The sequence below is a fragment of the Microbispora sp. NPDC046933 genome (assembly GCF_040644635.1).
Taxonomy (GTDB): Bacteria; Actinomycetota; Actinomycetes; order Streptosporangiales; family Streptosporangiaceae; genus Microbispora.
On sequence record NZ_JBEYWW010000023.1, the window covers coordinates 41,339 to 68,332 of the forward strand.

The 26,994-nt window shown below is 71.1% G+C and carries 24 protein-coding genes and 1 tRNA gene; 11 read left to right on the top strand and 14 right to left on the bottom strand.

Translation table 11 applies throughout. From position 1 onward, the window contains the following. Window positions 1–26: 26 nt before the first annotated feature. Window positions 27–836, bottom strand: coding sequence for a glycerophosphodiester phosphodiesterase family protein (locus ABZ857_RS27910; RefSeq protein ID WP_357048080.1), 810 nt, complete (start codon window positions 834–836; stop codon window positions 27–29). A 132-nt stretch (window positions 837–968) separates the two neighbouring features. Beyond that, window positions 969–2,732, bottom strand: coding sequence for an ABC transporter ATP-binding protein (locus tag ABZ857_RS27915; protein ID WP_357048082.1), 1,764 nt, complete (start codon window positions 2,730–2,732; stop codon window positions 969–971). A gap of 259 nt (window positions 2,733–2,991) precedes the next feature. Here ABZ857_RS27915 and ABZ857_RS27920 point away from each other — a divergent pair, with 259 nt between their 5' ends. From ABZ857_RS27920 to ABZ857_RS27940, 5 genes are all read left to right on the top strand, one after another. Beyond that, entirely contained in the window at window positions 2,992–4,536 is a 1,545-nt protein-coding gene (locus tag ABZ857_RS27920) for a SpoIIE family protein phosphatase (protein ID WP_357048086.1), read from the top strand. Further along, window positions 4,536–4,919: an STAS domain-containing protein gene (locus ABZ857_RS27925; protein WP_357048089.1), complete on the top strand. Its 384-nt coding sequence runs from the start codon at window positions 4,536–4,538 to the stop codon at window positions 4,917–4,919. The genes ABZ857_RS27920 and ABZ857_RS27925 overlap by 1 nt, the downstream gene beginning before the upstream one ends. Window positions 4,920–5,147: 228 nt before the next feature. Then, on the top strand, window positions 5,148–5,624 hold the full coding sequence (locus ABZ857_RS27930; protein ID WP_357048092.1) for a hypothetical protein: 477 nt from the start codon (window positions 5,148–5,150) through the stop codon (window positions 5,622–5,624). Further along, window positions 5,621–6,796: a zinc-dependent alcohol dehydrogenase gene (locus ABZ857_RS27935; protein ID WP_357048093.1), complete on the top strand. Its 1,176-nt coding sequence runs from the start codon at window positions 5,621–5,623 to the stop codon at window positions 6,794–6,796. Before ABZ857_RS27930 ends, ABZ857_RS27935 begins: the two co-directional genes overlap by 4 nt. Window positions 6,797–7,231: 435 nt before the next feature. Beyond that, the gene (locus ABZ857_RS27940) at window positions 7,232–9,508 is read left to right on the top strand and encodes an ATP-binding domain-containing protein (RefSeq protein WP_357048096.1); all 2,277 of its coding nucleotides are present in this window, start codon (window positions 7,232–7,234) and stop codon (window positions 9,506–9,508) included. Window positions 9,509–9,579: 71 nt separating this feature from the next. Here the strand turns inward: ABZ857_RS27940 and ABZ857_RS27945 are convergent, their stop codons facing one another. After that, window positions 9,580–10,068: a hypothetical protein gene (locus tag ABZ857_RS27945; RefSeq protein ID WP_357048099.1), complete on the bottom strand. Its 489-nt coding sequence runs from the start codon at window positions 10,066–10,068 to the stop codon at window positions 9,580–9,582. A 152-nt stretch (window positions 10,069–10,220) separates the two neighbouring features. On the opposite strand from ABZ857_RS27945, the gene ABZ857_RS27950 reads away from it, so the two are divergent. Together ABZ857_RS27950 and ABZ857_RS27955 are read left to right on the top strand one after the other, a co-directional pair. Beyond that, complete coding sequence (locus tag ABZ857_RS27950; protein ID WP_357048102.1) at window positions 10,221–10,751, top strand: peptidylprolyl isomerase; 531 nt, start codon at window positions 10,221–10,223, stop codon at window positions 10,749–10,751. 112 nt (window positions 10,752–10,863) lie between these two features. Then, entirely contained in the window at window positions 10,864–11,730 is an 867-nt protein-coding gene (locus ABZ857_RS27955; protein ID WP_357048105.1) for a rhomboid family intramembrane serine protease, read from the top strand. Here ABZ857_RS27955 and ABZ857_RS27960 read toward each other — a convergent pair. Next, window positions 11,723–12,442, bottom strand: a complete 720-nt coding sequence (locus ABZ857_RS27960; protein ID WP_357048108.1) for a TetR/AcrR family transcriptional regulator — start codon at window positions 12,440–12,442, stop codon at window positions 11,723–11,725. The two genes, ABZ857_RS27955 and ABZ857_RS27960, sit on opposite strands and share 8 nt — an antisense overlap. Before the next feature lie 111 nt (window positions 12,443–12,553). Here ABZ857_RS27960 and ABZ857_RS27965 point away from each other — a divergent pair, with 111 nt between their 5' ends. After that, complete coding sequence (locus ABZ857_RS27965; protein WP_357048111.1) at window positions 12,554–13,288, top strand: SDR family oxidoreductase; 735 nt, start codon at window positions 12,554–12,556, stop codon at window positions 13,286–13,288. A 61-nt stretch (window positions 13,289–13,349) separates the two neighbouring features. Further along, window positions 13,350–13,556, top strand: a complete 207-nt coding sequence (locus ABZ857_RS27970; protein WP_357048114.1) for a 4-oxalocrotonate tautomerase family protein — start codon at window positions 13,350–13,352, stop codon at window positions 13,554–13,556. Between the two features lie 120 nt (window positions 13,557–13,676). Here the strand turns inward: ABZ857_RS27970 and ABZ857_RS27975 are convergent, their stop codons facing one another. After that, window positions 13,677–13,922 (bottom strand): cell division protein CrgA, encoded by a 246-nt coding sequence (locus tag ABZ857_RS27975; RefSeq protein ID WP_357048117.1) that lies wholly within the window; start codon window positions 13,920–13,922, stop codon window positions 13,677–13,679. A gap of 196 nt (window positions 13,923–14,118) precedes the next feature. On the opposite strand from ABZ857_RS27975, the gene ABZ857_RS27980 reads away from it, so the two are divergent. Then, window positions 14,119–14,697, top strand: a complete 579-nt coding sequence (locus ABZ857_RS27980) for a gamma-glutamyl-gamma-aminobutyrate hydrolase family protein (protein ID WP_357048120.1) — start codon at window positions 14,119–14,121, stop codon at window positions 14,695–14,697. A 243-nt stretch (window positions 14,698–14,940) separates the two neighbouring features. Here ABZ857_RS27980 and pknB read toward each other — a convergent pair whose 3' ends face one another. The 7 genes from pknB to ABZ857_RS28015 all read right to left on the bottom strand — a co-directional run bounded on the left by pknB (window position 14,941) and on the right by ABZ857_RS28015 (window position 23,708). Next, on the bottom strand, window positions 14,941–16,827 hold the full coding sequence (pknB, locus tag ABZ857_RS27985) for a Stk1 family PASTA domain-containing Ser/Thr kinase (RefSeq protein WP_357048123.1): 1,887 nt from the start codon (window positions 16,825–16,827) through the stop codon (window positions 14,941–14,943). Between the two features lie 67 nt (window positions 16,828–16,894). Then, on the bottom strand, window positions 16,895–18,394 hold the full coding sequence (locus tag ABZ857_RS27990; RefSeq protein ID WP_357048126.1) for a protein kinase: 1,500 nt from the start codon (window positions 18,392–18,394) through the stop codon (window positions 16,895–16,897). Continuing rightward, window positions 18,391–19,848: a penicillin-binding transpeptidase domain-containing protein gene (locus ABZ857_RS27995; RefSeq protein ID WP_357048129.1), complete on the bottom strand. Its 1,458-nt coding sequence runs from the start codon at window positions 19,846–19,848 to the stop codon at window positions 18,391–18,393. Before ABZ857_RS27995 ends, ABZ857_RS27990 begins: the two co-directional genes overlap by 4 nt. Beyond that, a complete protein-coding gene (locus tag ABZ857_RS28000) occupies window positions 19,845–21,188 on the bottom strand; it encodes an FtsW/RodA/SpoVE family cell cycle protein (RefSeq protein ID WP_357048132.1) in 1,344 nt (447 codons plus the stop codon). The genes ABZ857_RS27995 and ABZ857_RS28000 overlap by 4 nt, the downstream gene beginning before the upstream one ends. Before the next feature lie 26 nt (window positions 21,189–21,214). Beyond that, the gene (locus tag ABZ857_RS28005; protein ID WP_357048135.1) at window positions 21,215–22,489 is read right to left on the bottom strand and encodes a Stp1/IreP family PP2C-type Ser/Thr phosphatase; all 1,275 of its coding nucleotides are present in this window, start codon (window positions 22,487–22,489) and stop codon (window positions 21,215–21,217) included. Further along, the gene (locus ABZ857_RS28010; RefSeq protein WP_346228714.1) at window positions 22,486–22,950 is read right to left on the bottom strand and encodes an FHA domain-containing protein; all 465 of its coding nucleotides are present in this window, start codon (window positions 22,948–22,950) and stop codon (window positions 22,486–22,488) included. The genes ABZ857_RS28005 and ABZ857_RS28010 overlap by 4 nt, the downstream gene beginning before the upstream one ends. A 17-nt stretch (window positions 22,951–22,967) precedes the next feature. Beyond that, window positions 22,968–23,708, bottom strand: a complete 741-nt coding sequence (locus ABZ857_RS28015; RefSeq protein ID WP_357048140.1) for a DUF3662 and FHA domain-containing protein — start codon at window positions 23,706–23,708, stop codon at window positions 22,968–22,970. A 157-nt stretch (window positions 23,709–23,865) separates the two neighbouring features. Between ABZ857_RS28015 and ABZ857_RS28020 the strand changes: the two genes are divergently transcribed. After that, a tRNA-Leu gene (locus ABZ857_RS28020) sits at window positions 23,866–23,951 on the top strand. Window positions 23,952–24,470: 519 nt separating this feature from the next. Here ABZ857_RS28020 and ABZ857_RS28025 read toward each other — a convergent pair. Together ABZ857_RS28025 and ABZ857_RS28030 are read right to left on the bottom strand one after the other, a co-directional pair. After that, the gene (locus tag ABZ857_RS28025) at window positions 24,471–25,487 is read right to left on the bottom strand and encodes a hemolysin family protein (protein WP_357048143.1); all 1,017 of its coding nucleotides are present in this window, start codon (window positions 25,485–25,487) and stop codon (window positions 24,471–24,473) included. Next, window positions 25,484–26,950, bottom strand: a complete 1,467-nt coding sequence (locus ABZ857_RS28030; protein WP_357048146.1) for a hemolysin family protein — start codon at window positions 26,948–26,950, stop codon at window positions 25,484–25,486. Before ABZ857_RS28030 ends, ABZ857_RS28025 begins: the two co-directional genes overlap by 4 nt. Between the last annotated feature and the right edge of the window lie 44 nt (window positions 26,951–26,994).

Here is a 26,994-nt window from a genome sequence, read left to right on the forward strand (position 1 = left end):
CTGCCAACCCGGTGGACGGCGCCCTTTCACGCGTCCGCGTAGCGGCGGCATCTGCCGTCGAGCCAGGCGCGGTAGTCGTGGGTGTGGCTGGTCATCACGCTGGTGGGAGCCTGGTCGAACACGGCCTGCCACCGCGGCACGTTGAGCTGCCATGGAGGCGGCGGCTCGTCCCATTTGACGCCGTCGGTCCACTTCGCCGCCGAACCTCGCAGATGTTCCGGCAGCCGGTCGGCGAGCCCCGCCTCGATCCACTCGTCGTGTGAGTACACGAGGATCGGCTGCGCGTCCTGCCGCTCGACGACGGGATCGACGATCTCCCGCCACGCGGCGGCGCCGTGCTCCGGGTCGGCCAGGACGGGCTCGGCGGACGCCTTGATCTCCAGCAGCGCGATCAGCCCCCGGGCGCGGACGTGGTCGAGCCACTCCGGCAGCGTCGGCACGCGCTCACCCGCGTACGGTCCGCGGGCGACGCGGCGGTCGCGCAGGTTCCCGGGCCCGTCGGCCCACCCGATCTCGCGGATCTCCTGCCGGGGACCGGTCAGCCCGTTCGTCGTCCTGTTGTGCCACATGACCGCCTTCGTGCCCTGCCGCGTGAGCTGGACGTCGGCCTCGACTCCGTCGGCGCCCCACGACGCCTGGTCGTCCACGGCCCGCAGCACGTTGGGCTGGCGGATCACGTCCTTCGCCTTGGCGCCGGCGCTCTTCGGGTAGCCGCCGTGGCCGATCACCAGCGGGCACGGCGGCAGCTCCGCCGCGGGCGCGGGTGCGACCACGGCGACCACGGCGACCACGGCGACCACGAGGGCCAGCGCGGCTCCCGCCGATGCCCTGGTCATCGCTCGTCCTCCCCACTCGACCACGGCTGACCAGCGCATTGTGTGCGGACGCGGATGGACCGTGCGGCCGGCGCCGCGCGGGCGGACCCTTTCTTGACGACACCGGGATTCCTTACGACGCTGGGGAGCGGTTCAGGCGAGCTGGGCGGCCTGGAGCCCGGAGTAGACGCCCGGCCTGCGGCTCAGCTCGTCGTGAGTGCCCACCTCGGCGATCCGGCCGTCCCGCATCACGACGATCCGGTCGGCCGTACGGATGGTGGACAGGCGGTGGGCGACGACGAAGACCGTGCGGCCCGCGACCAGGCGGGCGAGCGCCTGCCGGATCAGCGCCTCCGACGCGGTGTCGAGCGCCGAGGTCGCCTCGTCCAGGATCAGCACCCGCGGGTCGCGGACGAGCGCGCGGGCGATGGCGAGCCGCTGCCTCTGCCCGCCGGACAGCCGCGCGCCGCGCTCGCCCACGATCGTGTCGAGCCCGTGCGGCAGCCGGTCGATGAACTCCAGGGCGTTCGCGTCGCGCAGGGCGGCCCGCAGGGTCTCCTCCGGCACGTCCCGCATTCCGTACGTGACGTTGTCGCGGATGCTCCCCTCGAACAGGATCGACTCCTGGGGCACCACGGACAGGAAGCGCCGGTAGGTCCGCAGGTCGAGCTCCTCCATGTCCCGGCCGTCCAGCAGGATGCGGCCCGAGGTGGGGCGCAGGAAGCCGATCACGAGGTTGAGCACGGTCGACTTGCCCGCCCCCGAGGCCCCGACCAGGGCGATGGTCTCGCCGGGAGACACGGTGAGGCTGAAGTCGTCCACGGCGGGCCGGTCCGCCTCGTAGGCGAGCGACACCGACCGGAACTCGAACTCGCCGCGGACCGCCGTCACCTCGGCCTTGCCGTCGTTGTTCTCCAGGTCGGGCGCCTGGAGCACCTCGCCGATCGAGCGTACGGACTCCAGGCCCTTGCTGATCACGGGCGTCAGGCTCATCAGCGTGGTGACCGAGGTGGTGAGCGTGGTGAAGAACGTACTGAGCATGACCACGTCGCCGGCCGTGATCGGCAGCACCTGGTAGTAGGAGATCAGCGCGGAGCCGGCCAGGAAGCCCGCGGCGAGCACGTTCAGCGTGATCCAGGCCATCGCGCCGAACCGGCCGTTGAGCAGGTCGAGCCGCAGGCCGGTACGCAGGACGCGGGTGAGCGTGCCGTCCATGCGGTGCAGCGCGTCCTGCTCCAGGCCGTGGGCGCGGGTGATGGGGATCAGGTGGGTCATCTCGGTGACGCGCGCCGACAGCCGCTCGACCTCCTGGCGGAAGCTCTCGTTGTCGGCCCGCAGGCGGTTGCGCATCCGCATCACCAGGACCGCGGCCGCCGGGACGACGAGCAGGAAGACCGGCAGCGCGGCCGGCACCCGGAAGGCGATCACCACGAGACCGCCCATGAGCATGGTCACCGCCGCCAGGCCGCCGTCGGCCGTCTGCTGCACCATCTGCTCGACGCTCTCGACGTCCCTGACGACCTTGGTCTGCAGCACCCCGGCGCTCACGCGGGAGTGGTAGCCGATCGACAGGTGCTGCATCCTGCGGCACAACGCCGACCGCAGCCCGGTGCCCACCTGGCGGATCGCGCCGTGCAGGCAGCGTACGTACAGCAGGTGGCCGGGGAGGTTCAGCAGGAGCAGGACGAGCAGCACGGCCGTCGACGTCAGCAGGTCGGCGACGGGCGCGTGCCGGACGAGCGCGTCGATGACGTTCGCGGTGACCAGGGGGAGCAGCCAGGTCGGGCTGTGCTTGACCGTGAAGGCCACGACGGCGAGGACGAGGCGGGGCCGGTGCTCCCGGAAGAGATAGGCCAGCGTGCGGAGCGGGTGCTCGCCCCGGTACCGATGGTCCAGAGCGTTGTGCGGAAGCACCATCCCGACAATCTCCCTACCGGAACCGAGAAGGGTAAAAAGTTCCTAAAAGATCCTAAGAGCCGACAGGGGGGCGTGCCCAGGACGGACGGAACCTCGCGGGGAGACCAAGGGGCACCAAGTGCCTATCCTGAAGAGTGGAGGGTAACCTCATCGGGAAGGCAAGAGCGATCCTCCCGAAAGTCCGCTCTTGTGGATGCCTCGCGGAAGGTGGCCGGCGGATCCGATGAGCGGAGGTGATCGCATTCTGCGGCTTACTCCTGTGAGCGGCCACTCTCTCGACGCGAGCGAATCGTCCCCCGAAGCGATGGCCGGGCTGGTGCAGGCCATGCTCGATGCGACCTTGATCCAGGGCGTCTGGCTGGTGCCCATCCGCGATCAGGCCGGTGTGATCGTCGACTTCGAGGTGTGCGCGGCCAGTCCCGAGGCCAGGGACATCCAGGACAGGACCGGCAAGGAGCTCGTCGGCCTGCGCGCGATCGAGGCATACCCGGGTGTCGCCGGCTCCCCTCTGTGGGACGCCTACCTCCGTGTCATGGAGACCGGGGAACCCGAGGACGTCGATCCCTACGTGCACCGGGAAGACGGGGACGGCGTCGCTCATCTGTCCACTTACGGCGTCCGCCTGGCCCGCCTGCAGGGTGGCCTGCTCGCCTCCTGGGTTCGCCACGACAGGGAGGAGCGCCTGTCCGCCCGGCTGCTCCACACCGAGCGCCTGGGCCACCTCGGATGGGGGCACTGGAGCCTCATCACCGGCGAGGCCGAGTGGTCCGACCAGCTCTACATCATCCACGGGCGGGATCCGGCCGAGGGTCCGTTCGCGCTGGAGTACTACCGTGAGATCGCCCACCCCGACGACGTCCCGGTCGTCGAGCACGCGCTCACGACGCTGACCGGCACCGGCGGGCCGCACGAGTTCGAGATCCGCATCCGCGTCCGCGACGAGTACCGGCACATCAGGGCGACCGCCGAGGTCAGCCGGGACGCGAACGGGCGGCCCGTCGAGATCCACGGCGTCGTGCAGGACGTGACCGACTGGCGCAGGACCGCCGACGAGCTCGCCGAGGTCACCCAGCGGCTGGAGGAGGAGTCGCAGCTCACCGCGCGGCTGCAGAGCATCATCCTGCCGGTGCAGGACTCGGTGCCCGGGCTGCAGATCGGCGTGCGCTACTTCCCGGCCGAGACGGCGCCGCTGGGCGGCGACTGGTACCAGGCCATCCACGTCGACCACGGGGAGGCGCTGCTGGCGGTGGGCGACGTGGCCGGGCACGGCCTGGCCGCCGCCTCCGCGATGGCCAAGCTGCGGCACGCGATCACCGGGCTGGCCTTCGCCGACCACGATCCGGCGCAGATCCTCGTGGCGCTGAACCGGCTGCTCCGGCGCATGCGGCCCGACGTGCTGGCGACGTCGGTCGTGGCCCGCTACCGGACCAAGGACCGCACGCTGAGGTGGACCCACGCGGGGCACCCGCCGATGCTGCTGGTCCGGGGTGACAAGGTCCACCGGCTGCTCCACCCCGGGGTGCTGCTCGGCGTCTTCGAGGACGTGACCTACAGCTGCGCCGAGATCCGGCTGGAGCCGGACGATCTGCTCCTCATGTTCACCGACGGTCTGATCGAACGGCCGGGCCGGGACCTGTTCGAGGGCCTGGACATCCTCAGCGCGGCGATCGGCGAGACCGTGCCGAAGGTGCCACCGCAGGATCGGGTGGCGGCGGTCATGGAGGCCCTGGCCCCGAGCAACACCGGCGACGACACCTGCATCCTGGTCGCCCGCATTTTGCCGAACTCCTTGGAAGCGTCCTGATGTCTGACCTTCACAACATCTCGACAGCCGAGACCACGTTCGCCGCCGAGAGCAGCGGAAGCATCGGAGTGCTGACGGTGCGGGGGACGCTCGACTTCACCACGCACGAGCCGGCCACGGAATTCTTCGACAAGGCGTTCGCCCAGTTCGGGCCGTACCTCGTGGTGAACCTGCTCGAACTGGACTTCCTCGATTCCAGAGCGACGGGGCTGCTGGTCAACTCCTGGAAGCGCGCGCTGGACGGGGGAGGCTGGCTGGCCCTCGTCGCGGTGGAGCAGGGCGCGGCCCGCGCGTTGTGGATCACCGGCCTGACGTCCCACGTCCCGGTCTTCCCCACCGTCGCGGACGCTCTCGCCGCCGCGCCGTCCCGCGACGCCGAGTAGCCTGCAGCGACGCCGAATAACCGGCAGCGACGTCCCGCGACGCCGAGTAGCCCGCCGCGACGCCGAGTAGCCCGCCGCGACGCCGAGTGGCCCGCAGCGAACCGCCACGGCCTCGCCCGGGGACCGTCACCCCGCGCCCAACTCCTCCTCACATGCCCGCTGTGGGCGGGATAGAGCCCATGAGCGGGGGTAGCACCCGAGGAAGTCGGCCATGGAGGGGGCGCAGCCATGAAACGTCTCGTTGCCGGAGCGGCGGCGCTCGCGGCCGCCGGCCTGGGGATGGCGCGATGGGCGGCCTCACGTGGCCGAGTCCCGGGCGCGGCGAAGGACCCGCTGGAGTCCAGCCGCTGGCTGGGCGTCACGATCAACCGGCCGCCGGACGAGGTCGCCCCGGCCGGGCACCTGCCCGAACCGCTGGCCCGGGTGGACGCCGAGGTGCGGATGAACCGGGCGCCCGGCGACCGGGGCACGGAGATCTACGCCCGGCCGAGAGAACACCGGGCCGGCGCCGAAGGCGTCCTCGCCCGGCTGCGGGGTGAGGACCCCCGCACCACGGTCCGTACGGCGCTGCGCGAAACGAAGTCCCTGCTGGAGACCGGCGACGTGCTGCGGTCGGACGAGGAGATCGCGACGACCCGGCCGACCCTGCCGGGCAAGGTGCTCGACATGGCACTGGGACGCGCGTCCGAAGGGGGCCGGTTGTGAAGGCATTGTGCTGGCAGGGTGTGAACGAGCTGTCGGTCGAGCAGGTGCCCGACCCCGTGATCCTCAACGCCCAGGACGCGATCGTGAAGGTGACGGCGAGCACCACCTGCGGTTCCGACCTCCACCTGCTCGGCGGCTACATCCCGGCCATGCGGGCCGGGGACGTCATCGGGCACGAGTTCATCGGCGAGATCGTCGACGTCGGCCCCGAGGTGCGCCGGCACCGGCCGGGCGACCGGGTCGTGGTCTGCTCGATCATCGGATGCGGCCGCTGCTGGGCCTGCCGGCACGACGAGTGGTCGCTGTGTGAGAACAGCAACCCCAAGCCGGGGGTCACGGACCTGATGTGGGGCGGCACGACCGCCGGCATCTTCGGTTACTCGCACGCGATGGGCGGCTTCCGGGGCAGCCACGCCGAGTACATCCGCGTGCCCTTCGTGGACTACAACGCGTTCAACGTCCCCGAGGGCGTCTCGGACCTCGACGCCCTGTTCGCCTCCGACGCGGCCCCGACGGGCTGGATGGGCGCCGAGCTCGGCGGCGTACGGCCCGGAGACGTGGTCGCGGTGTGGGGGTGCGGCGGCGTCGGACAGATGGCCGCCCGGGCCGCCATGCTCCTCGGCGCCGAGCGGGTCGTCGCGATCGACCGCTACCCGGAACGGCTGGCCATGACCGCCCGCCACGTCGGCTGCGAGGTGATCGACTACACGAGCACCGACGTCACCGCCGAGCTGCGCGAGCGCACCGGCGGCAGGGGCCCGGACGTGTGCGTCGAGGCCGTCGGCATGGAGGCCGACAGCACCGGGATCCAGCGCGTGTACGACGGGATCAAGCAGCAGCTCCGCCTGGAGCAGGACCGCCCGATCGCCGTACGGGAGGCGATCCACGCCTGCCGCAAGGGCGGCTCGGTGTTCGTGCTGGGGGTCTTCGCCGGCTTCGTGGACAAGTTCCCGCTCGGCGCGCTGATGAACAAGGGCCTCACGCTGCGGGGCGCGCAGCAGCACGGCCAGCGGTACATCCCGAAGCTGCTCGACCTCATCGCCAAGGGCGATCTGAAGACCTCCTACCTCGCGACGCACACCATGACGCTCGACGAGGGGCCGAAGGGCTACGACATGTTCAAGCACAAGAAGGACGGCTGCGTCCGCGCCGTCTTCCGCCCCTGGGCCTGACTGACCTGCGAGACAGCGCCCGCCGCCCCGATGCGAGGCGGCGGGCTGGTGATCTCAGCGTACGGCTGGGGCGGCCAGCCGTTCCGCCTCATGGTGCAGTGCCTCGATGAGGACGAGCTCCAGGCGGAGTTCGTCGTCCACGAGGCTGTCGAGGACGTCCATCCGGGCCTCCTTGTTTCCAAAGACGTCCCGCGGCACGCGGCGGTTGACCATGGCGCGATGCGAATACGGATGGAATGTGGCGATGCGTCCCGCCGATCGCGCCGTACCGCGGGCTACCCAGGACGGACGCGACATCACTTACATCCGTCACAGAAGTCCCGGAAAACAAAAAATCCACTCCAGGGCGGAGTGGACACGGGCGTGATGGCCTATAGTGAGAGGATTCCCAATCATCTGAAGTTCAGACGCTGTCACTAGGAGTTTATCACAGGAATGGGTGACCGTCAATCCGACTCCGCTCGCGCCGAGGCCCTGCGGATCGAGCAGTCCTACGTCTCCATGCTGTACGACCGCCTCGACATCGCCCGCGAACGGGCCGAGCGCGGCATGCGGGAAGTCCTGGGCCGTGGCGGTGCGGGAACCCGCCAGGCCGTCGTGGAGCGGGAGGTGGCGGCGGCCGAGCACGCCCGCCGCCTCGCGCAACTGTCGGCCGTCGAACGCGGCCTGTGCTTCGGCCGCATCGACGACGCCGGGGGCGAGACCCTCTACATCGGCCGCATCGGGCTGCGCGACGACGACCACACGTCCGTGCTCGTCGACTGGCGGGCCACCGCCGCCCGCCCCTTCTACGTCGCCACCCCCAGCGACCCGGGCTCCCTCGTCCGCCGCCGTCACCTGCACACCCGGCACCGCGACGTCGTGGCCATCGACGATGAGGTCTTCGACCTCGACCGGATGGCCGACGGAGACCGCCGTACGCTCGTCGGCGAGGCCGCGCTGCTCGCGGCGCTGCGGCGCGGGCGCACCGGACGCATGGGCGAGGTCGTCGCCACCATCCAACGCGAGCAGGACCGGGTGATCCGCTCCGGCCTGGCGGGGGCGCTGGTCGTGCAGGGCGGGCCGGGCACGGGCAAGACCGTCGCCGCCCTGCACCGGGCGGCGTACCTGCTCTACACGCACCGCGACACGCTGGATCGGCGCGGCGTGCTCGTCGTCGGGCCCAACGCCGCGTTCTCCCGCTACATCAGCCAGGTGCTGCCCGCGCTGGGCGAGACGCAGGTGGTGCTGGCGAGCATGGGCGGGCTCCACCCCGGGGTGCGGGCCACCGCCGAGGACGAGCCGGCCGTCGCCGTCGTCAAGGGCGACCCGCGCATGGCCAAGGTGGTCGAGGAGGCGGTCCGCGACCGCGAGCGCGTGCCTGAGGGCGACCTGGAGGTGAAGATCCCCGTCCGCACCTCGGTGCGCGGCGGCGTGGAGGTCGTGGTCGAGGAGATGACGCTGCGGGTGGACCACGCCACCTGCCTGCGGGCCCGGGACCGCGCACGCGGCCTGCGGCGGCAGCACAACATCGCCCGGTGGACCTTCGTGGACCAGGTGCTGCGGGCGCTGGCCCGGGACGAGGCGGCCAAGCTCGACCGGCCGCTGGAGGACGGCGACCTGCGATACGCCGCCACGACCCTGTGGGAGCACCGGTCGGTGCGCGACGCGCTCGACGCGCTGTGGCCGGAGATCACCCCGGAGCGGCTCGTCCGCGAACTCCTGTCGGACGAGGAGCGGCTGCGTACGGCGGCCGGGCCCCACCTGGCGGAGGAGGAGCGCGGGCTCCTGCTGCGGCCCCGCGAGGCGCCGTGGACGGTCGGCGACGTCCCCCTGCTGGACGAGGCCGCCGAACTGCTCGGCGAGTACGACTACGGGGCCGGGGCCAGGCGGCGCCGCGCGGAGGAGGAGCGCCGCGAGGAGGAACTGTACGCGCGGGAGGTCCTGACGATCACCGAGGTCGACCCGGTGCTCGACGCGACCCTGCTGGCCGGCCGCAACCGCGACGACGGGCCGTACCTGACGACGGCCGATCGGGCCGCCCGCGACCGCACCTGGGCGTACGGGCACGTGATCGTGGACGAGGCGCAGGAGCTGTCGGCGATGGCCTGGCGGACGGTGATGAGGCGGGTCCCGGCCCGCTCCCTGACGGTCGTCGGCGACCTCGCCCAGACCGGCTCGGCGGCGGGCGCGCGGTCGTGGGGCGAGATGCTCGATCCGTACGTGAAGGGACGCTGGCGGGAGGAGCGCCTGCTGGTCAACTACCGGACGCCGGCCGAGATCATGGAGGTGGCCGCCGACGTGCTGCGTGCCGTGGCGCCCGGGGAGGAGCCGCCCGAGTCGGTCCGGTTCGGTGACGCCCGCCCCCGCGCCGTGCCCGCCGCCGGGACCGACCTGCGGCTGCTCGTGGAGTCGGAGCTGCGCGAGATCGGGGAGGGGCGGGTCGGCGTCGTCACGCCGGACGCCCGGCACGCGGAGGTCGCCGCGTTGTTCCCCGAGGCCGTCGATCCCCTGGACAGCCCGGTGGCCGTCCTCACCGTGCGGAGCTCGAAGGGCCTGGAATTCGACGCGGTGGTGGTCGTGGATCCCGAGGGCATCCTGCGTCAGTCGCCGAAGGGCGGCCAGGACCTGTACGTCGCCATCACCCGGGCGACCCGGCGGCTCACCGTCGTCTACGAGGACCGCCTCCCCGCCCTACTGCACCGCTTGGAGCCCCCACAAGCGCTCCGATGAGCGAAGCGGGAGACACAGCACGGCCGGCGTTGGGGGAACGCCGGCCGTACCGGGTGGCTGTGAGGGGCGTGTTAGGACATTTTTCCCGAGATCTCGTCGGCGGCCTTGTCGGCCTTCTCGCCGACTTCCCCGGCCTTGTCTCCGACCCACTTGCTGGCGTCGGAGCCGGTGTGCCGCATGCTCTCCCGCATGGTCTCGGCCCAGCGCTGGGCGTTGTTCCGGTACATCGCCACACCCACCGCGCCGATCGCGACGCCGCCCAGCAGCGCGACGACCGGCCAGCGCCGGCGGGTCTTCCTGGCACTGGTCACGTCGATCCGGCGGGCCAGCTCGGTCAGGAACGCGCTCACGATCGGAGCGATCTGTTCCTCGACCGACTGCGCCGCCTGGTCGAGCTTCGGCGCCGCCCAGATCCTGGCGTCCTCGATCCGGTGCGTGGCGAGATCCCGTGCGGTCTCCGCCACCGGACTCATCCGGCCGCTGGCCTTCATCGCCTGGTCCCTCATCCTGCTCAGCCACGTTTGCGGGATGATCACCTCGGCGCGGCGCCTTCTGTTCATTGTCAGGGACACGATCAACCTCCCCAATCGACGGGGCCCCGGAACGACCCCTTCCCGGATGGTCGTGGCTCAATCACGAGCGGTGTTTGAAGGCATGCTCGATACCCTGTTCACCGGACAACTAACACGAGCTAACAAAGGGGGCGGCCCTCGTGGCTGACAACCTCATCGCGAATCTGCGCACGAACCACGGCACGATCCGCGTCCAGCTGTTCCCCAACAAGGCGCCGAAGACCGTGCGCAACTTCGTCGAACTCGCCGAGGGCACCCGGGAGTGGACCCACCCGGAGACCGGCGAGAAGACGAACGCCAAGCTCTACGACGGCACGATCTTCCACCGCGTCATCAAAGGCTTCATGATCCAGGGCGGCGACCCGCTCGGGCAGGGCGTCGGCGGCCCCGGCTACAGCTTCGACGACGAGATCCACCCGGAGAACCAGTTCAACCGGCCCTACCTGCTCGCCATGGCGAACGCCGGCAAGCGGTTCGGCAAGGGCACCAACGGCTCCCAGTTCTTCATCACGGTGAGCCCCCAGCCGCACCTCAACCAGGGGCACACGATCTTCGGTGAGGTGATCGAGGGCACGGAGGTGGTCGACGCGATCGCCATGACCTCCACCGGTCGCAACGACCGGCCGGTGAACGACGTGGTCCTCGAAGAGGTCACCATCGAGCGGTCCTGACGCCGCATCCGGAGACGCCCTGGCCGCGCGAACACGCGGCCGGGGCGTTTCCGGCTTATAGGCTGGCTCGTGGATGCGCCCCCACACCGGGATTCGCCCAGGAAAGGACCCCATGACCTCCCAGCCTCCGCCGCCCCCGCAGCCGGGGGCGCAAGCCGTACCCACCTGCTACCGGCACCCCGAGCGCGAGACCTACGTCCGCTGCCAGCGCTGTGAACGCCCGATCTGCCCCGACTGCATGCGCGAGGCCGCGGTCGGCCACCAGTGCCCCGAGTGCGTCCGCGACGGCAGTCGCGAGGTGCGGCAGGCCCGCGCGACGTTCGGCGGCGCCGCCGTGGCCGTTCCCCGCGTCACGTGGACCCTGCTGATCCTCAACGTGCTCGCGTACGCGGCCGAGGTCCTGCGCCCGGACGAGGTCGTCCAGCGGTTCGCCATGTCGTCGGCATGGGTCTACCTGGGCGAGTGGTGGCGGCTGATCACCAGCGCCTTCCTGCACGCCCCGCCGCCGTCGTTCTGGCACATCCTGTTCAACATGTGGGCGCTCTACGCGCTCGGTCCCGAACTGGAGCGCAGGCTCGGCTCGGGCCGGTTCGCCGCGCTCTACCTGCTGTCGGCGCTCGGCGGCTCGGTCGCCATCTACCTGTTCGGCACGTGGGCCGTCGGCGCCTCCGGCGCCATCTACGGCCTGTTCGGCGCGTTGTTCGTCGTCGCCCGCAGGCTCGGATACGACGCCCGCGGCGCCCTGTGGCTGATCGGCATCAACGTGGTGCTCACGTTCGTCGTGCCGGGCATCAGCTGGCAGGGCCACCTCGGCGGGCTCGTGACCGGCACGATCGTCGCGGCCGGCTTCGCCTACGCCCCGCCGCGCAACCGCACCCTCGTGCAGGCCGGCGTCGCCGCCGCGGTGCTGGTGGCGCTGGTCCTGCTCCTCACCATGCTCCCGCCGTACGGCCTGCGCCTGGAGGGCGCCTTCACCTGACGCTCCCCGTGGCCCCGCCAGGGGCGGTGATGCGGTCGAGCCAGCGCCGGAGCAGGGCGGTCTCGACCGGCTCCAGGGCGTCGGTGCCGGCGAGGTCGAGCTGCGCGCGCAGGCGCAGCGCGGCCTCGCGGAGGGGATCGGCGTCCTCCCGCACGGTCGCCTCGGTGAGCACGTGCGCGAACACGGCGTCGCGCATGCGGTGGGACAGCGCGGGGTCGTCGAAGAGCTCGGGGCCGGCGATGTGGTCGAGCGCGGCTCCGACGCTCGCGGACAGGATCAGCCGGGCGGCGACCGGCGGCTCGACCTTCAGCGCGCCGATCGCCGCGCACCGTACGAGCGTCGCCTCCAGCAGCTCGAACACCCGGTCGCGAGCCGTGGACCGGGACCACGGCCGAGGCGTGAACATGAGCTGGTAGAGGGCCCGGTTCTCCCGCGCGAACGCCATGTGGCCGTCCCAGCCGGCCCGCAGGTCGGCCACCGGGTCGGCCGTCTGCTCCTGCGCGGCCTTGAGCGCCGCGTAGCGCTCGTACCCGTGGTCGGCGACGGCGTCGAGGAGCCCCCGCTTGTCGCCGAACAGCCGGTAGAGCACGGGCTGGGTCACGCCGACCGCCTCACAGACCGCCCGCGTGGCGATGTCGTTGTCCGAGGACGTCGCCAGTTGCTTCTCGGCGGCCTCGATCATCGCCGCGCGTAGGGTCTCCGCACCTGCCATGTAACCATGATACGGACCCTCGCTAGCGTTGATATGGAGAGCGTGCTAGCGTCTGTGTCGTAACGCCGATACGAGCAGTACATATCGGTGATATCCGAGGGGGATTCTCCAATGAGTGATCAGCGCGTGGCCGTCGTCAGCGGCGGCTCCCGTGGGATCGGCCGGGCGATCGCGACGACGCTGGCCGCCCGCGGCTTCGCCGTCGTCGTGGGATATCAGGGATCGGCCGCGGCCGCGGCCGAGGTGGTCGACGCCGTCACGTCGGCCGGCGGCCGGGCGATCGCGGCGCAGGCCGACGTCGCGGACGAGAACGCGGTCGCGGCCATGTTCGACGCGGCGGACAAGGAGTTCGGCGGGGTCGACGTCGTCGTCAACTCGGCGGGGCGCCTGTCGCTGTCCCCGATCGCCGACCTCGACCTCGCCGACCTGGACGCCCTGCACCGCACCAACATCCGCGGCACCTTCGTCATGGCGCGGGAGGCCGCGCGCCGCGTGCGCGGCGGCGGCGCGATCGTCACCCTGTCCACGTCCATCGTGGGCCTGCAACCGCCCACCTACGGGGCGTACGCCGCCAGCAAGGGCGCCGTCGAGGCGATGACGCTGGTGCTCGCCCGCGAGCTGCGGGGTCGGGACATCACGGTCAACGCGGTGGCGCCCGGCCCGACCGCCACGGAGCTGTTCCTCGACGGCAAGGACGAGGCCACGATCGAGCGGATGGCCAAGCAGCCCCCGCTCGAACGGCTCGGCACCCCCGAGGACATCGCGGAGGTCGTCGCCTTCCTGGCGAGCCCCGCGGGGCACTGGGTCAACGGGCAGGTCGTGCGCGCGAACGGCGGCATCGTCTGACGCCCGCCGCACCCTGAACCGACATCACATCAAAATCTCGAAATCAACGGAAGGAATGACCATGCCGTTCGCCAACCTCAAGGTGCCCGCCGACACCCTGACCCCCGAGTCCAAGAAGAAGCTCATCGACGCCGTCACCGACGCCTACGTCGGCGTGTACGGCGAGCGGGCCCGGGCGACCACCCTGGTCCTCGTCGAAGAGGTGCCTGACGGCGGCTGGGGCCTCGGCGGGAACATCCTCACCGCCGAGATGCTCGGCCGAAGCTGACCCTCCCTGCGGCCGGGCCGGACGGTTCGCCGTCCGGCCCGAACCCGCCGCAGGGGCCGCTCATCGCCTGCTGCCCACAGGCTGTGGATAAAAGCTGTGGAAAGATTTTGGGAAAGCGCCCTAACGCCACTTGGTCGACAGCACGACGCCGACGATGATGAGCCCGAAACCGATCAGCAGGTTCCAGTTCGCCAGGGCGGAGATGCCGGGAACGCTCGGCGCGATGTAGTAGACCGCGATCCAGGCGATACCGATGATCCAGCAGGCCACCATGACGGGGGCGAGCCAACGGGGGCTGACCTTGACTGTCTGCGCCTTCTGCGGCGGCGTGTAGACGGCCTTCTTGCGGGTCTTCGACTTGGGCACGGGAGCTTCTCCTGGTGGGTACCCGCGCGGTCGTGCGGGCTGGTGTCAATAGCGTAATCGCTGTGGCGGTGAAGTCCCGAGCAAGGATAGTCGGCGCGGAGCCGCCGGGGCGATCCCCCATGCGGGATTGCCGTACGCTGAAAGTCCGATTTCCGCTCTGGCACACCCAGCCACCCCGGTCAAGCGGGAGACAGCTATGAGCCCGATCCGGGTGCTCGTGGTCGACAATCACGACAGCTTCGTGCACACGATCGTGCAGTATCTGCGCGGTCTGGGCGCGGACTGCGACGTACGGCCGCGCGACCACGTCGCCGTGGGCGACGCCGACGCCTTCGACGCCGTGCTCGTGTCGCCGGGCCCCGGCGCGCCGGAGGCGGCCGGGGTGTCGGTGCCCCTCGTCCGGCACTGCGCCGAGCGCGGCCTGCCGCTGCTCGGGGTCTGCCTCGGCCATCAGGCCATCGCCGTGGCGTACGGGGCCGTGGTGGACCGCGCGCCCGAGCTCATGCACGGCCGCACCAGCCTGATCTCCCACGACGGGCGGGGCGTGTTCCGGGAGCTTCCTTCGCCGGTCACGATGACGCGTTACCACTCGCTCGCCGTGGTCCCCGGCACCGTGCCGGACGCGCTGGAGGTGACGGCCACCACCCCGGACGGCGTCATCATGGGCCTGCGCCACCGCGACGCCCCCATCGAGGGCGTGCAGTTCCACCCCGAGTCGGTCGTGTCCGAGCACGGCCATCGGCTGCTCGGAAATTGGCTCGCGCAGATCGTGTAACGCTTTCCGCTCTCGTTACGACTACAAGAGTGAGGGCTTCCGCCATTGCCCCCGAGTGGCGGAAGCCCTTCCTCATGCCCGCGCCGTTCGTCCGCGCTGTTCGTCGGGCCGTCCGCGTCGCGGCAGTGCTCCCGAGACGCCCCCGAGACGCCCCCGAGACGCCTTCCGAAACGCCTTCCGAAACGCCTCTGAAACGCCGACGGCGGCCACCGCCTCGCGGTGACCGCCGTCCACCCATCTCGTCTAGTTGCCGAACGGGTTGTCGCCGCCGTCTCCGGGCCCTCCGATGTCCACGCCGCCCCCGCTGTCGCCCCCGGTGTCGTCGCCGGTCGGCGAGTCCGTCGGCTCGTTCTGCACCGGCGGCTGGGTCGGCGTCTCCTGCTGCTGCGGCCCGCTGGAGACGGTCAGCGTGATCGTGGTGTTGGGGTTGAGCTTGGTCCCCGCCTGCGGCGACTGGTCGATCACGTTGCCCTGCGGCACCACGTCGCTCGGCTGCTCCGACGTCTTGACCCTGAAGCCCGCGCCCTTCAGCGTCTGACTCGCGTCCTCAAGCGTGAGGCCGACGACGCTCGGCACCTCGGTCATCTCCTTGGGCACGTACAGCCGGACCAGGGCGCCCTTCTCGACCTTCTCTCCGGGCTTGGGGTTACTGTCGAACACCTTGCCCTGTTCCTTGGTGGAGGCCTTCGGCACGATGCTGACCTTCAGCTCCAGCGCCTCCAGTTCGGTCCTGGCCTCCTCCGGCGTCTTGCCGATCAGGTCGTCGGGGACGGTGACCTTCTCCTCGCCCTTGGACACGATGACGGTGACCGTGGCTCCGCGGTCGGCCTGCTCGCCAAAGGCGGGGTCGGTGCTCACCACGGAGCCCTTGGGCACGTCGCTGTTGAACTCCTCCGGCCCGAAGGCGACCTTGAACCCGGCCCCCTCCAGCGCCTTCTGGGCCGCCGCCTTCGTCTGGTTCGTCACCCGCGGCACCTCGACCTTGTCGGCCGTGGAGGAGCCGCCGGACCCGAGGAAGGCGTAGCCGACGCCGACCATGGCACCGATCACCAGCAGCGGGATGAGGATCCACAGGGCGGTCTTCAGCGTGCTGTTGCCGCCGCCGCTGCGCCGCCGCCCGTCGTACCGGCCGCCGCCGCGCTCCTCCTGGCCGTACTCGTAGTCGGGGACGGCGCGGGTGCTCTGCGTCATGGGGGCGCCGCCGGCCGTGGTCATCGTCCGCGTGCGGTCCGCCGCGCCGTACCCGTTGTACTGCTGGGTGGCCATCGCCATCGTCTGCGGGTCGACCGGCATGCCGGACAGGGCCCGCTGGATGTCGCCGCGCATCTCCGCGGCGCTCTGGTAGCGGTGGACCGGGTCCTTGGCCATCGCCTTGAGCACGATCGCGTCGGCCCACTGGGGGATCTCGGGGTCGATCCGCGACGGCGGGATGGGGTCCTCCCGCACGTGCTGGTAGGCGATCGCCACGGGGGAGTCGCCGGTGAAGGGCGGCTGCCCGGTGAGCAGCTCGTACAGCACACAGCCGGTCGAGTAGATGTCGCTGCGGGCGTCCACGCGCTCGCCGCGGGCCTGCTCGGGGGACAGGTACTGCGCGGTGCCGATCACCTGGGCGGTCTGGGTCATCGTGGCGGCGGAGTCGGCCATGGCCCGGGCGATGCCGAAGTCCATGACCTTGACCTCGCCGTTGACCGTCAACATGATGTTGGCCGGCTTGATGTCCCGGTGGACGATGCCGCCCCGGTGGCTGTAGTCCAGCGCCCGCAGGATGCCGTCCACCAGTTCCATGGCCCGCTCGGGCAGCAGCCGCCGGTCGGCGCGCAGCAGGTCGCGCAGCGTCCGCCCGTCGACGAACTCCATCACGATGTACGGCACGGGGGTGCCGTCCATCATGTCCTCGCCGGTGTCGTACACGGCGATGATCGACGGGTGGTTGAGCGAGGCGGCGGACTGCGCCTCACGCCGGAAGCGCGCCTGGAACGTGTGGTCCCTGGCGAGGTCGGAGCGGAGCGTCTTGATGGCGACGACACGGTCCAGCCGGATGTCCCGGGCGCGATACACCTCGGCCATGCCGCCACGCCCCACGACGCCATCCAGCTCGTAGCGTCCGCCGAGTAGTCGTGGCTGAGTCATTTCCTGCACTGTCCCTTGCCGTTCATCGTGGGGTGCCACCGGTCTCCATCATCGACCCCTCTCCTCATCACTCCCCCGCATCCGGAGGGCTCGTGTCGGGTGGGGCTTCCGTCGGGAGCGGAGTCTCACTGGTTTCCGTGGCCGGGGTGGACGTCGGAGTCGGGGTCGAGGTCGGGGACGAAGCCGGTGTGGGCGTCTGGGTGGTTGATGCCGACCTGCTTACGGTAGCCGACGGAACGGCGCTCGGCTCGTCCGACGTCGCCGGAGCGGTCGGCCGATGCGTCCGTGGAACCTCTGACCTTTGCGTTCGCGCCGACGACGGCGATGGCGACGGCGAGGGGGACGGTGAGACCGGCGCGGCCGTCTCACCCGGGTCCGGCGGCGCCTCGCCGGTCCTGGCGGCGAAGGCGAGGACCCCGATGCCGACCGCGGCGGCGCAACCGGCCGTCGCGAGGAGCAGGGTCGTCCGGCGACGCCGCCCGCCGGCGGGCCCCTCCGGGCCGCCGGGGCGCCGCGTACGGGCGCCGGGGACGCCCGCGGGAGCCCTGCGAGGGGAGGCCGGGACCGGACCGAGCGGCGCGGTGGCGCCGGGACGCGTCGCGCCCTGGCTCTGCGTAGGGTCCGGTGAATGACCCGACGGCGCGGTCAGGCCGGGCACGGCCGGAGGAGTGGCGTGGTCCGCGCCACCGCCTGCCGCCGGGAAGCCCCGGGGGTCGGTCAGCGAACCGAGGACCGCCGTCGAGGCCGCCGTGCCCGCGAGGGTCTCACGCAGCACCCGCACCCTGTCGAGGAGCACCGGCCCGGTCTCGGGCCGCGCGGCGGGGTCCTTGGCCAGCATGGCCGTCACGAGGGCCGCCACGGGCGCGGGCACGTTCCCGGGCAGCGGCGGGGGCGTGTCGTTGAGGTGGCGCAGCGCGAGCGCCACCGGGGTCTCCGCGGTGAACGGCGGGCGGCCCGCGAGGCATTCGTAGGCCACCACGCCGAGCGAGTAGATGTCGCTCGCCGGGGTGAGGGTGGTGCCGGACGCCTGCTCCGGGCTCACGTACTGGGCGGTGCCGAGGATGGTGCCGGTCGCGGTCAGCGGCGCGGCCTCCAGCGCGCGGGCGATGCCGAAGTCGGTGATCTTGACCTGTCCACTCTCGGTCACGAGCAGGTTGCCCGGCTTGACGTCGCGGTGGATCACCCCGGCCCGGTGGGCCGCGTGCAGGCCCCGGGCGGTCTGCTGGACGATGTCGAGCGTGACGTCCGGCCCGAGCGCGCCGTTGCGGGCGAGGATGGCCGACAGCGGCTCGCCCCTCACCAGTTCCATGACGAGGTAGGCCAGGCCGTCGGTCTCGCCGTAGTCGAAGACCTGGGCGATGCCGGGGTCGGTCAGGGCGGCGGTGATCCTGGCCTCGGAGCGGAACCGGTCGCGGAAGGTGGCGTCGCCCGCGACATGGCGGCCGAGCAGCTTGATCGCCACCTCCCGGCCGAGGAGTTCGTCGTCGGCCCGCCAGACCTCGCCCATGCCGCCCGCGGCGATGGGGGAGGTCAGCCGGTACCGCCCGCCGAGCACCGTCTCCGTCACTGTCCGAGCACCGCCTGCATGACGTCGTGGGCGATCGGCGCGGCCACCGCGCCGCCGGTGGCGTCGTTGCCGGCGCTGCCGGACTCCACGAAGACCGCCACGGCGACCTTCGGGTCGTCGACCGGGGCGAAGGAGATGAACCACGCGTGCGACGGCTTGCCCGGCAGGGTCTCCGCCGTGCCCGTCTTGCCCGCCACGGTGATCCCGGGAAGCCTGGCCGCGCCGCCGGTGCCGTGCTCGACCACGCTGATCATCATCTTGGTCAGCTCGCCGGCCACCTCCGGGGTGACGGCCTCGTCCAGCTCCTCGGGGTCGGTCCCGTCGATCTCCGCGCCGTCCGGTCCCATGATCTTGTTGACCAGGTACGGCTTCATGACCGTGCCCTGGTTGGCGATGCCGGCCGCGACCATCGCCATCTGCAGCGGGGTCATCTGGTTGCTCTGCTGGCCGATCGCGGTCTTGGCGAGGGCCGCCTTGCCCTCGTCCGGGCCGATGTTGCTGGCCGCGACGCCGAGAGGGATCTCCAGCGGCTGGCCGACCCCGAACTTCTCGGCCTGCTCCTTGAGCTTGTCGTAGCCGACGTCCATGCCCATGATGGCGAACGGCGTGTTGCAGGAGATCGTGAGCGCCTGCACCAGCGTCGCCCGGCCGCCGCACGACTCGCCGTGGTAGTTGGGCAGCGAGATGCTCGTGCCCGGCAGCGGCAGCGAGTCGGGCGCGTCGACCTGGGTGTTCTCGTCCCGTGAGGAGTCGTCGCTGAGGTAGGCCGCCGAGGTGACCGTCTTGAACGTGGACCCCGGGGCGAACGTCAGGTCGATGGCCCGATTGAGCAGCGGCTTGTTGTCGTCCTTGTCCAGCTTGTTGTACGCCTTGTTGACCGTTTCCTTGTTCGCCTTGGCCAGCGGGTTCGGGTCGTAGGACGGCACCGACACCATCGTCAGGATCTTGCCGGTCTTCGGCTCGAGCGCGACGACCGCGCCGCGCTTGCCGGTGCCGGCCAGGTCCTTGTACGCGACCTCCTGGGCCTTGGTGTTCAGCGTGAGGTCGACGCTCGCGCCCTTGGCGGGCTTGCCGCTGACCATGTCGATGGCCCGGCGGACCACCAGGTCGGGGTGGCTGCCGTCGAGGTAGCGGCTCATCGCGGCCTCGATGCCCGACGCGCTCTCCGGCGCGAACCAGCCGACGACGTGCGTGAACGGCTTGCCCAGCGGATACTCGCGCTCGAACCGGAACTTGGGGTCTCCGGTGTCGACGGTCTTGGCCAGCGTGGTCTTGCCGTTGTCGGCCGTGATCCAGCCGCGGTCGACCTTGTAGCGGGAGTACAGCATCCGGACGTTGCGCGAGTCGTTGCGCAGGTCGTCGGCCTTCACGGCCCCGAGGTAGGTCACGTTGGCCATGAGCAGCCCGAACATGAGCAGACAGGCCACGGAGACGCGCTTGAGTGTGCTGTTCATCGCTGCATCACCTGGGTCAGTCCCTCGTCCTGGATCGCCTGCGGTGGCGGCCGGCGGGCCGCGTCGGACATCCGTATGAGCAGGGCGATGAGCATCCAGTTGGCCAGCAGCGCCGACCCTCCGGCGGACATGAACGGCGTCACCAGACCGGTCAGCGGGATCAGCCGGGTCACGCCGCCGACGATGATGAACACCTGCCAGGCGAGGATGAACGACAGGCCGCCGGCCAGCAGCTTGGAGAACGGGTCGCGGGCCGTCAGGGCCGTGCGCAGTCCCCGCTCGACGATCAGGGCGTAGATCATCAGGATGGCCATCAGGCCGGTCAGGCCCAGCTCCTCGCCGACGGCGTCGAAGATGAAGTCGGAGAACGAGAAGGGGATCTCCCTCGGGTAGCCCTGGCCGAGGCCGGTGCCGAGGATGCCGCCGGAGCCGATCGAGAACAGTCCCTGCATGAGCTGGTAGCTGGTGCCGGCTCCGTAGACCTCGGTCGAGTCGGCGTGCAGCCAGCCGTCGAAGCGGGCCTGGACGTGGCTGAAGATCTGCCCGGCGAGGACGGCGCCCCCGACGAAGAGCAGGAGCCCGATGAGCACCCAGGAGGTGCGCTGGGTGGCGATGTACAGCATCGCGATGAACGCGCCGAACAGCAGCAGCGAGGTGCCGAGGTCCTTCTCGGCGACGAGGACCGCGATGCTGACGCCCCAGGTGATCAGGACCGGGCCGAGGTCGCGGGCGCGGGGCAGGTCGATGAACAGCAGCCGGCGCCCGGCCAGGGCCAGCACGTCGCGCTTGGCCACCAGGTAGCCGGCGAAGAAGACGACCAGGGCCAGCTTGGCGAACTCACCCGGTTGCAGGGAGAACGGGCCGAGGTTCATCCAGATCCTGGCGCCGTAGTGCTCCGTGCCGACCACCGGTAGCACGGGGAGGATGAGCAGCACGATTCCCGCGAAGCCCGCGGTGTAGGTGAAGCGCTGCAAGGCACGGTGGTCCTTCAACACGATCAGGGTCGCGGAGAACATCACCACACCGAGCGCCGTCCACATGAGCTGGTTGGTGGCTGAGGCGCCCACCTGGCCCGTCTGCTCGATCCGGTAGATCATCACCAGGCCGATGCCGTTGACCAGCGTCACGAGGGGAAGCAGAAGGGGATCGGCCCACGGTGCCCACTTGGCGAGCACCAGGTAGGCCGCGAGCATCAGACCGCCGAGGCCGAGGCCGTAGCCGAGCATGCCGGACGGGACCTTGCCGTTGATCCCGAGCCCGACGCTGGCGTACGCGCCCATCACGATCAGTACGGCGAAGGCGAGCATGCCCAGCTGGGCGCCGCGCCTCTTCGCGGTCATCGGTACGGGCGTGGCTTCGACAGCAGTCACTTAGCGGACCTCGTGGGGGTCGGTGTCGCCTCGGTGTCCGTCGTGGGGGTCGCCGAGGCGCCGAAACTCTTGATCCTGGTGATCCCGGCCTGGAGGTCGTCGACCGGGATGCCGCTGCGGACCTGGTCCTGCTGCACCGCCGGCAGCGACGAGACGCGCACGTGCTCGGTGTAGGCGACCTTCTTGAAGGACACCGGCCCGACCTCCGCGTCGACGCCCTGGAAGACGACGAGCTCGTCCCCCTTGGCGCCTATGTAGAACTGGCTCTGCGTCCACTGGTAGCCGAAATAGCCGCCGACTCCGAGAGCGGCGGCGACGACCAGCACCCCGACGGCCGCTTTCGGGCCCGACCGGCCTTTGCGCGAACGCCGCGCGGAGGCCTGGGCCTCGCGCGCGGGTTCGTCGTCCAGGTCGTCGTCCGTGATCACGGGTTGGGGCGCGGTGACCGTGGTGGCCCGGCCCGCGGGGGTGTCGGGCGGCGCCGAGCGGACCCGGCCCGAGCCGGCCGCGCCGACGACCGCCGCCGCCCCCAGAGGCGGCTGCAGGTCGTCCACCTCGATCACGTCGGCGACCACGCAGGTGATGTTGTCCGGCCCGCCGCCGCGATTGGCGAGGTCGATGAGCTGCCGGACGACGTCCTCGGGATCGTCGATCGTGGTCAGGGTGTGATGCAGGGTCTCGGCGCTGACCACCGTGGACAGGCCGTCCGAGCACAGCAGGTAACGGTCGCCCACCTGGGCCTCCCGGTCCTGCAGGTCGGGGTCGACCTCGCCGCTCCCGTCCAGCGCGCGCAGCAGGATCGAGCGCTGGGGATGGTTGGCGGCCTCCTCCTGGGTGATCCTCCCGTCGTCCACCAGGGACTGCACCAGCGTGTGGTCGTGCGTGATCTGGTACAGCTCGCCGTTCCTGAGCAGGTACGCGCGGGAGTCGCCCACATGGACCAGGGCGAATCGTGAGCCGCTCCAGAGCATCGCGGTGAGGGTGGTGCCCATGCCCTTCAGGCTCGGGTCGCGGGCCACCATCGCGTGCAGCTGGTGGTTGGCGTCCCGGACCGCCGCCTCGATGGCGCTGAGCAGGTCACCGCCGAAGGCGTCCCGGTCGAGGGACGACAGTGCGGCGATGGCGACCGAACTGGCCACCTCGCCGTGGGCATGCCCGCCCATGCCGTCTGCGACGGCCAGCAGGCGGCCGCTGGCGTACGCCGAGTCCTCGTTGCCTTCACGGAGGAGCCCGACGTCCGAGCGAGCGGCGTAGCGGAGTGCGATGGTCATTTGCGCAATTCGATGACGGTCTTGCCGATGCGGATCGGAACTCCGAGGGGCACCGGGGTCGGGCGGGTCACTTTCGAGCGTTCGAGGTACGTGCCGTTCGTGGAGCCGAGATCCTCCACGATCCACTGGCCGTCCTGGGGAAAGAGCCGGGCGTGCCGGCTCGAAGCGTAGTCGTCGCTGAGAACCAGCGTGGCGTCGTTCGCCCGGCCGATGGTGATTGGCGTCTCCGTGAGGTTGATGATGGTCCCTTGCAGGGGGCCACCGGTGACGATCAGCTGGCGGGGTTCGCCCTTCTTGGGCTTGGAAACCGGTCGGGGCTGCTTGGCCGGTTTGCGTGCGGGCGCGGGAGCCGTACGCGGACCGAACAGGTCTGTCCGGATGACGCCGACCGCGGCGATCACGAAGAACCACAGCACCGCCAGGAAGGCGAGCCGGATCAGCAGCAGCGTTAGCTCGGACATGGACCGTTTGTCTACCTCTAATCGCGCCTGAACACCAGTGTCGTGCGGCCGAGGGTCACCCTCGTCCCGTCCTGCATCTCGATCCTGCGGACCGGCTGGCCGTTGACGAAGGTGCCGTTGGTCGACCCCAGGTCCACGAGCACGACCTGCGGCCCTTCCACTCTTAGCTCGGCATGATGCCGTGATACGCCGGGATCCACCAGCCGAAGATCACAATCGGTTCCGCGCCCGAGCAAAGTGACCGGTGTGGTCAGCTCGTACGAGCGCTGGCCCTGGGGGTCGTCCTGGGTCGAGACGAGCAGCCGGGGGCGGCCGTGGAACGCGCCGGGGCGGCTGGCGGGCAGGTCGCTCGGCGGCTGACGGATCTCGTCCTGCTCGACCGTGGCGCCCCTGATCACACCGGACCGGATGCGGAACAGCCCGACCGCCAGGTCGTCGGCGGTCTCGAAACGCACCCGCACCGGCCCGACGAACGAGTAGCCCTGCTCCTTGGCGTACTCCCGTGCGAGAGTGGCGAGCTCGTGGCCGATGCTGTCGGCGTACACCTCCAGCCGCTCGCTGTCGGTCGTCGACAGCTCCACCACGAAGTCGTTCGGCACGAGCGTGCGACCCTGAGCGACGATCGCGGCGCGCTCGTCCATCTCCCTCTGCACGGCGCTGGCAACCTCGACCGGCTGGAGATCGGACTTGAACGCCCGCGCGAAGGCCCCTTCAACCAACCCTTCGAGCCTGCGCTCGAAGCGCTGAAGGACTCCCACCGGATACCTCCCTTCCAATGCCACTACGGTCGCGACCGCTCCGGTGCTGCACTGAGCTCCTTCGCATCGTCGTTTAGAAGGATCGTATCCGGGTTCGTAAGCACGGGCGGATACGTGCTAACCTTTCCAGGCACCCAGAGATGGGGGCCAACCGCAAGGGCAAGTGGCGGAATGGCAGACGCGCACGGTTCAGGTCCGTGTGTCCGAGAGGACGTGGGGGTTCAACTCCCCCCTTGCCCACCAAGAACAGGCCTCGCTTGGCAGCCGCCCGGCGGGGTTTTTTCTTTGTGCCGCCCAGGGGGGCAACCCCCTGGAACCCCCGGGCAGACGAGCGGCCTCGCTTGGCAGCCGCCCGGCGGGGTTTTTTCTTTGTGCCGCCCCGGGGGGCAATCCCCTGGAACCCCCGGGCGGATGGGCAGCCTCGCCTGGTCGCAAGCGAAGCTTCCACGTCCGGCCTCCCCTCCCGGCCCGTACAGCACGGGCCCTCATGGCGATGTCGCGGCGGGGGCCCGAAGATCGGGGCCCCTCCGTCGCGCACTGCACATTCTCAGGAGGCCGCCTTTCAAACCACTTTCCACGGGCTTGCAGGTGGCGACCTTTACCTTGTGTCCCAGCCCGTGAGCGAAGATGTCTCGCCATGGGAGATTTTTCGTGAAGTCGCAGGCACAGGGGCGGGCCGGGGCGCAGCAGGCCGACGCCCGGCGCGCCCGCCCGCCGATGAACACGAAGTGAACGCGGGCGAACGCGCCGGGTCTCCCGCCGTCAGGCGACGAGCAGTTCGCCGACCAGAGTGGTGAGATCGATCACACCGACGGGCGTGCCGCCGGCGTCGGTGACGAGCCCGAGCTGGGCCCGGGCCTCCTGCAGCAGGGTCACGGCGTCGGAGATCGTGGTGTCCTTCGCCATGCGGGGGACGGGGGTCGCCAGCTCGCCGGCCCGGCGTCCCGGCTGGAGGACCGCGTCACGCGCGTGGAGCACGCCGACCACGTCGTCGGGGGTCGTCTTGTGTGCGACGACCAGCATGCGCAGGTTCCCGCCGCGCGCGGCCGTCCGGCGTACGAGCAGGTCGTCGGCGTTCGCGGGCACCGAGGGCGCCTCGCCGACGGGCACCATCAGCCGCTCCACCGGCTGGGAGTGGACTCGCAGCGCGCGGGTGAGCAGGTCGTGCTCGTCGCGGTCGAGCATGCCCATCCGGCCAGATTCTGCGACCAGCATGGCGAGCTGGCGCGGCGTGCGGGTGGTGGCCAGCTCGTCGCGGGGCCGTACGCCGGCCAGCCGCAGGATGCCGTTGGTCAGCGCGTTCAGCACGGCGAGGATCGGGCGGACGATCCAGGCGAAGCTGCGGAACGGCAGCGCCAGCCCCATCGCCGCGCGCTCGGGGTGCGTGAGCGCCAGCGACTTGGGCGCCATCTCGCCGACGACCATGTGGAGGAACGTCACCAGGGCGAGCGCCACGACGTACGCCACGGGCGTGCGCAGCGACTCCGGCAGCAGCGTGAGCACCGGCTCCATCAGGTGCTCGATGGAGGGCTCGGCGACCATGCCGAGGCCCAGGGAGGCCAGTGTGATGCCGAGCTGCGCCCCGGCGAGCATGAGCGACAGCTCACGCCCGCCCCTGACCGCGGCGCGGGCCGTGACCTTGGCCAGCCGGCCGCCACTGACGGCGATCTCCTCCAGCCGGTGGCGGCGGGCGGAGACCAGGGCGAACTCGGCCGCCACGAAGAACCCGTTGGCGGCGAGCAGGACTATGCCGAGCAGAACGCCGGTGAGAGAACTCATGCGGGCCTGCCCTGGAACAGCGCGGAGAACAGCTCGGGGGCGTAGTCGGAGCCTCCCGTGCCGCGGGCCGCGGCGCGGGCCTTCTCCGGCTCCGGCCGCTCCTCCGGTTCCGGCGACACGTCCGTCGGCGTCTCCGTCGACACCCGCACCCACTCGGGGACGCGGCGGCGCACGCTCAGGACCGTGAGCACGGCCCGCTCGGCGTCGTCCTCCTCGTCGTCGAAGAGATGGGGCTCGGGCACGAGGGGGGAGACGACCCGGTCGCCGGGCTCGGCCATGCGGCCGAGGAGCGCGAGGACGAGGCCGGCCACGGTCTCGTAGTCCTCGCTCTCGGGCAGCCGGACGCGGGTCGCGCGCTCGACCTCGTCGAGGCGCAGGGTGCCCGGCACGTCCCAGACACCCTCGCTATGCCGTACGACGCCGAGTGGTTCGGGGTCGTTCTCGTCCACCAGCTCGCCGACGAGCTCCTCGGCCAGGTCCTCCAGCGTCACCACGCCGGCCAGCCCGCCGTACTCGTCGATCACGCAGGTGAACGTCTCGCCTGCGGCGGTCATCCGCCGCAGCAGCTCGGGCAGCGGCAGCGTCGCGGGGACGAGCAGCGGCGCGCGGGTGATGCCGCCGACGAGCCCGCCGGAGGGGGAGCCCGCCTTCAGATACTCGGGCAGCCCGGCCACCCCGACGACGTCGTCGGCGTCGGTGCCCAGGACCGGATAGCGGGAGTGGCCGTGCGTGCGCAGGGCGTCGAGGAACTCGGCGACCGGCCACTCGGCGCGCAGCGAGACCACGCGCGGGCGGGGGACCATGACGTCCTCGGCGGTGCGGTCGCCGAACTCCAGCGCGCGCTCCAGCGTGTCGGCCAGCCGGGGCGGCAGCTCGCCGGCCGCGGCCGACTCCGTCACGATGCGCGACAGCTCCTCGGGGGTGGCGCCGTGTTCGAGCTCCTCCACCGGCTCGATGCCGAACAGGCGCACGAGCCGGGTGGCCGCGGCGTCGAACAGGCGGATGACCGGCCCGGCGACCACGAGATAGACGTGCGTCGGACGGGCGAGGAACTTCGCGACGTCCTCGGGCCGCGCGATGCCGAGGTTCTTGGGAGCCAGCTCGCCGATGATCATCTGCACGACCGTGGCGATCGCGACGCCGAAGGCCACCGCGACACCCGGGACGGCCGAGCCGGGCAGCCCGGCGGCCTCCAGAGGGCCGCGTAGCACGCCGGCGATCGCGGGCTGGGCGATGAAGCCCACCAGCAGGGTGGTGACGGTGATCCCGAGCTGCGCGCCGGAGAGCATGAACGACAGGCGTCCGGTGATCTCGAGGGCCCGGCGCGCGGCGTCGTTACCGGCCGCCGCCTGCTCGCGGAGGGTGCCGCGGTCGGCGGCCACGAAGGCGAACTCCTGCGCTACGAAGAATCCGGTGGCCAGGGTCAGGAGGAGGACGGCCAGGAGGCCGAGGGCGGCGCTCATCGGGCGCCCGCCATGCGATCATGAGATCCCGTGCCTGTGCACGG